Below are 5659 nucleotides of genomic sequence, written 5' to 3' on the forward strand. Positions count from 1 at the left end.
GGTTACCCAATAGCCCACGCCATACGGGATCGCCTCGTCGTCGAAATCGTAAGCGGGATTGTGCAAGCCCGGCGTCGAGCCGTTCCCCAAGAGGATGATCGCGCCCGGCCGCGCTTCCAGCATGTAGGCAAAGTCTTCGGATCCCATCGAAGGCTTGACGTTGTCGTTTACGGCGTCATGGCCCACGAGGCCGCGGGCTGCGGTGATCGCGAAATGTGTTCCGGCCGTGTGATTGAATGTAAGGGGTTCGAGCCGCCGATGCCTGAACTCAATTTCCGCGCCCATCCCGTGGGCCACGCCCTCGGCGCATAACCTGATCTGCCGCTGCGCCAGATCGCGCACGGCGGAGGTCAGACTCCTGACAGTCCCACCCATTTCGACCTGGTCCGCGATGACGTTGTAGGCTTGGCTCGCCGTGAACTTCGTGACAGAAACGACGAGGGCGTCAGTGGGGTCGGTGTTGCGGGACACCACGGTCTGGAGGGCAACGATGATTTGTGCGGCGGTGACCACAGGGTCGACAGTCCTGTGGGGCGAAGCTGCATGCCCGCCCCTCCCCTTGACGATGATGTCAAACTCGTCAAGCGCCGCCATCATACCGCCCTCCCGGATGGCGAACTGGCCAATGTCAGTGCCGGGTGAGTTGTGCAGGCCGTAGACCTGGGAGATGTTGAAGCGCTCCATGATTCCTTCCTGGACCATCTTCAAAGCACCTCGTCCATCTTCCTCGGCGGGCTGGAAGATCAAAGCCGCTGAGCCTTTGAAGTTGCGCGTCGCGGCGAGGTGTTTTGCAGCCGCCAATAGCATCGCGGTGTGGCCGTCATGGCCGCACGCGTGCATCTTGCCGGGTATCCGCGAGGACCAGGCCTTGTTCGACGCTTCCAGGATCGGCAGGGCATCCATATCGGCGCGCAGTCCGATCGTCGGCCCCTCCCCGCCCTCACCCTGGATCAGGGCAACCACGCCGGTCTCGGCGATGCCCGTCTCGATGTGATTGATACCGAAGGAGGCCAGCTTCTCAGCAACGAACTTCGCCGTATTGTGCACCTCGTATCCCAGTTCCGGATTCTGGTGCAGGTAGCGGCGCCATTGCGTGGCTTCTTCCTGGAGATGTCGGAAAGTGTCGACGCTGTACATCTATTAGTTCCCAGCTTTTTCTGTCCTAGTGCCTTATTTAAGCGAGCATCATTCCGCAGCACGATTTCGTCAAATGCCTTTTGTGTATCATCGACATCTAGTAACGAGATGGACCCGAGGCTCGCTTTTCAGCACAGAGGTCGGTCCCGGCCAGCACATGCTAGGTCGCCGTGGGGCAAGTCGGTTACGGAACTGACCCTTGGATGTCTGCGTCCTCGCGCGTCGGCCCGGCCCACCGAATTAAGATCGTGAGGCCCTCTCTGACCAGATCATCCATGACAGCGTGGACCGCGGCCTCGGCGATGGCACTAGTCACGGGGCGGCGGAAGCTAGGATTTCCCTCCGACATCGAGCATAATCAGGCTGCGATCGAAAAAGGGTCCGGGAAGCAGCGTCATTGTCGCAAATCACAGCATCGATGATCGCCGTCAGGTGGCTAGGGCAATTGTTTGGTCGTGATCGATCTTGTTTCGTAGGCGACCGGGGTTGTCCCTCCGGAGATAATGAAGTCGGCCATGACCGGGTAATTTCAGCAGGGAGAAAGGGAGCGCGTTGAATGCATGTCCCCCTGCGGGCCTAGGCATGAAGAGGTCGTTGCCTTCGAGGCCGCCCAGTCCCGCTGACGCGTTGGCAAATTGGTCGTGGTTTAAGGCCGGGGCGAAGAACGTCGCCAATCGGCGAGGGACGCAAAAAGCCATTGTCGCGCTTGCCAGAAGACTGGCGGTGATCATGCCTCGCACGTGGCTGGACGCCACCGAACTTCGCTGGAAACGGCAAGACACCATGCTTGCGGCCACCTGACCCAATTGTATGGACCGGCTGCTGATCGCAAGTGAGGCGTGGAGGATAGCGGAAGTCGCTCATATGTATCCGGCCCTTTTGGTCGGCTCGCGTGTCATGGCCTTGATGGGGAATTCGCACGCACCGTTAATCTCATTAGCGGATAGGTTGCCAGGCAACCATTTGGGTCAAACAGATTCCGGGTGCGTTCATATTCGCTCCATGCTTCTCGCGCACTGGGGGGTGGCGGTTTAGATGGCCGTCACCTCGTTTCGGTGCTGCCGAATGTCCAGCCATTGCGCAGCACGGTATTGCCGTGCTGCCCGGCGCGAGAGCACTTCGCAACTCGCAGTTCGCAATCCTGGAGAACCGTGCCGACGAGATATCGCCGCGCATGAGCGATCCGATCGTTGGACTCTACGAGGACTGGCTGTGGCTCGACGAGCTCATCGAAACGGTCAGCCAGGAGATCGAGGAGATCAGCCAGAACGAGGCGAACTGCCGTCGCCTGATGAGCGTGCCGGCGTCGCGCCGATGATCTCCTGGTCGCGGCGATCGGCACAGCGAAGCCTTCGATCGCTGTCGGGACTTTGGCGCTTCAGCGATAGCCAGTGCCGTGGCGAGCTTGCTGCGATGAAGCCGCGGCGCGGCATTCTGCAGCCATGCGCCGAAGCTGGCCGCCTGGATTAACAGAATTCGCAGATAAGCGGCTTCCTGGTTTTGAGATGCGGCGGACAGTCGGCTTCCCTCCGGTACTGTATTGCCGTGGCACGAGGCCAAGCCATGCGCCTGTTCGATGAGGAAGGCACGGATCTGGAAATCGTCGCGGTGCGCCGCGAGACCAGCCGCGATCGCAGCCATCGGGCTCGTAGCTCCATCAAAGCCACGTCGCGCACGCGATGACCTGCCGGCCAACACGACCGGCCAGTCCCCCGCGGCACAGCCGAAGCCAAGTCAGGACGAGGAGATGGTCGCCAACCGATCGAACAATCGAATAGGACATGAAGCACTAACAAGCTTGACCGCAATCGCTCCAGAAGCCATCGCAACTAGTGTCACCTCAAATCCGCCAACTGGCGGACAGAAGTCCTTCGGAGGGAGTTCGCTACGGTCCACGTGCTGATCGCATCATTGAATCAGACGCCGAACAGATCTTTCCGCCATTCTTCTAATCCCAAGAGCCAATCCGGAGAGAAGCAAGACCCTCCGGAGGACATCAAAACGCCGGCGATTCGGACAACTTAGAAGCGCCTGACATCAACACGATCGAATAGATAGGCGACCGGACACGATTGCCCGTTCAGATTTCGAAGATCTTCCGCGGCGTGTTTGTGATTACCTCAGCGCCGGTGCCGGCGACCCGGAATGTCTCGCTGATCACGTAACCGAAGTCGTCCTCAATCCAGTTGCCCAGCATCAAATGAAAGGTCATGTTCGGCTTCAGCTCAGTCGTGTCGCCATCCCGGAGGCTTGCAGTCGGTTCGAGCCAGCCAATGCCGTGCGCGTAGCCGCAGCGCGTTTCCTTTTCGAAACCGTGTTTGCGGAGCGTCTTGTAGAACGCGTTGGCCACTTCGCTGCACGTTGATCCCGGCCGGACTGCGGCGAGTGCCGCCTCAAGGCCTTCGACCTGGGCCTCATGAATGCGGCGCAGGCGTTCGGACGGGGCGCCGATCGAGAAAGTACGCATGAGGCCCGCGGAATATCCATGGCGAGTGCCGCCGAGTTCGAGATTGATCTGGGACCCGTCGCGGAACACGTCCCCCGTCCACGGAATGTGACAGGTACCTATCCGAGGCGAGGCGCAGAGATAGAAGGCCTTCAGCGCCGTTCCCGGCTTTCCATTCGCTCCCCGGATTAACGCCGCCGCGATCTCTGCCGCCGCGTCGGCTTCCGCTACACCGGCACGTATGACTTCGCTGGCGCGCTTCATCGCGGCGTCGGAAATGGCGGCGGCTTCCCGCATGACTTCTATTTCGAGATCGGATTTGACTAGGCGGAGCCAGCTGACAAGCTTGGTGCAGTCTACAACGCGAGCCTCAGGCAGCCGTGACTTGAACTTTTCCGATGTCGCTGCAGGCAGGCTCGACATCTCGATACCCAGCCCCCGTTTCGCGAGACCAGCTTCATTCAGGAAGTCGATGACGGCATCGTATCCGTCGTTGGCTAGATTGCCAATGAGCGCTTCCGGGTAGCCGATGATCTTATCCTGTTCCATGAAACATTCGTACATGGCCGCCGGCGCATCGCAACGACGAAGGATGAATGTCGGCTCCTCAGCCACCCCGTCAATCACAAGCGCCTGAGGAACATATCCGGACGGCGTGGTATAGCCTGAAAGATAAGTGATATTGGAAGCGTCCAAAACGAGCAGTACGTCCACGTCGCGTCCCTCCATTTCAGCCTTCACGGCGGACAGCCGGCGCAGGTATTCAGTGCGTGGAAATGCCTGTACACCCTTTGGGATCGTCATGAGTCTACTCCATTGATTTTTGAGGTTTGCATTCGCGCAACAATGACACAGCCTCCGCTAAGACTGGCCAGCACAATCCGGTCGCTGAGGCTTGATCGTCCTGTGCTTGTTGTTCAACTCGCGGCTAGAGAAGTCAGACGATTGAACGCCCAGCGGCCATGGTCAAATGCAGTTTCCATATCGACGTCATCTGGCTGCAAGATGTCTCCGAGAGACTTGTTCAGCAGGTGGCGGCCGCCTGATCAAGCGAAGCCTAGCTCGCGCAAAGCCCCTTTGGAGCGCAGGTAATCAGTCGCCACTCACGATCGTGTCGCGGAAAGCAAAGCACGAGGCTTCTGTGAATCAGCAAAAATCAACCGATCGCGATTCGCCACGGATCGCAAAGTATAGCTATGGCTCCGCATCTCTTTCGTGCTCTCAATCGCACCAATGTTCGGCAACGATCACTCTTTGGCTGGGACATCTGCGCTGGTGCGGAGAGACGAGGAACCGATTATTGTTCCTGTTCAGTCGGAAATGGTGTGATCGACCAGTCGATTAGGTCGATGGCTTGCTGGAGTATCGACTTTGTCCGAGAACGGTTGGATGAAACGGCGATAATGTACCCCATGGAGTCTCGGTAATCGCCCTTCCTGATGATCGGCGTCTTGGGCTCAACATAAAATTTGACTTCGGCGACACCCGGTACAGCAGCAGCCTGACTGCCGCCATGGATCCAATCGAGGATGCCATCGCGATCAGGAAACAATGAGCGCCAGGCCGCGATATGTGAATGGCTTTTGCGCAGGTTACATTCGCGACCGATGACAAGCTTGATGTGTTCGGTGACGAGGTCGACTCCGTAAGCCAGATGAACCGGTTGAGGACCACCACCAAGCCGCGGGTTGACTTCAATAACGACTGGACCACGTGTCGTCCATCGGAATTGGATACTGGTTGGCCCCCAGCCAAGGCCGAGAGATCGCAAGCAACTCAGCGAAACATCGGCCATAAGTTTGTACTCGTCATCAATGAGCGGGGCTGGGAAGGTTCCTTCACTACAGACGAAATGCGGCTGGCCGCCATATACAGCAGCCTCTATCCCAACGATTTCATTTCCCATTGCGTAAGCGCCGTAGTCTGGACCATTCGCGTATTCTTCAACAAGTATCCTCGGTGAAGATCGCCAAATATGCTTCCCACCCAATAGGTAGGTGGTATGTTCGGCTAACTCATCGACGGTGCTGCATAATCGCACACCGATGCTGCCGCTGCCTATGACTGGCTTCAGAA

3 protein-coding genes and 2 pseudogenes are annotated in these 5659 nt (G+C 58.4%); 1 reads left to right on the top strand and 4 read right to left on the bottom strand.

From position 1 onward, the window contains the following. On the bottom strand, positions 1 to 1137 hold a 1137-nt coding region (locus EOA27_RS19310), incomplete at its 3' end, for a M20 aminoacylase family protein (RefSeq protein ID WP_145970422.1). A 1174-nt stretch (positions 1138 to 2311) separates the two neighbouring features. Here EOA27_RS19310 and EOA27_RS41540 point away from each other — a divergent pair. Further along, positions 2312 to 2455 (top strand): hypothetical protein, encoded by a 144-nt coding sequence (locus tag EOA27_RS41540; protein ID WP_189341492.1) that lies wholly within the window; start codon positions 2312 to 2314, stop codon positions 2453 to 2455. Positions 2456 to 2601: 146 nt separating this feature from the next. Here EOA27_RS41540 and EOA27_RS19320 read toward each other — a convergent pair. From EOA27_RS19320 to EOA27_RS19330, 3 genes and pseudogenes are all read right to left on the bottom strand, one after another. Further along, a pseudogene (locus EOA27_RS19320) lies at positions 2602 to 2704 on the bottom strand (transposase); the annotation flags it as partial. 513 nt (positions 2705 to 3217) lie between these two features. Then, positions 3218 to 4387: a Xaa-Pro peptidase family protein gene (locus EOA27_RS19325; RefSeq protein ID WP_126080651.1), complete on the bottom strand. Its 1170-nt coding sequence runs from the start codon at positions 4385 to 4387 to the stop codon at positions 3218 to 3220. A 493-nt stretch (positions 4388 to 4880) separates the two neighbouring features. Continuing rightward, positions 4881 to 5659 (bottom strand): annotated as a pseudogene (locus tag EOA27_RS19330) (hypothetical protein); the annotation flags it as partial.

This window comes from Mesorhizobium sp. M2A.F.Ca.ET.037.01.1.1 (genome assembly GCF_003998075.1).
Taxonomy (GTDB): domain Bacteria; phylum Pseudomonadota; class Alphaproteobacteria; order Rhizobiales; family Rhizobiaceae; genus Mesorhizobium.

Excerpts from the sequence above, each read along its gene's own strand:
- EOA27_RS41540 (WP_189341492.1), top strand. The coding sequence starts at position 2,312 with ATGAGCGATCCGATCGTTGGACTCTACGAGGACTGGCTGTGGCTCGAC.
- EOA27_RS19325 (WP_126080651.1), bottom strand. The coding sequence starts at position 4,387 with ATGACGATCCCAAAGGGTGTACAGGCATTTCCACGCACTGAATACCTG.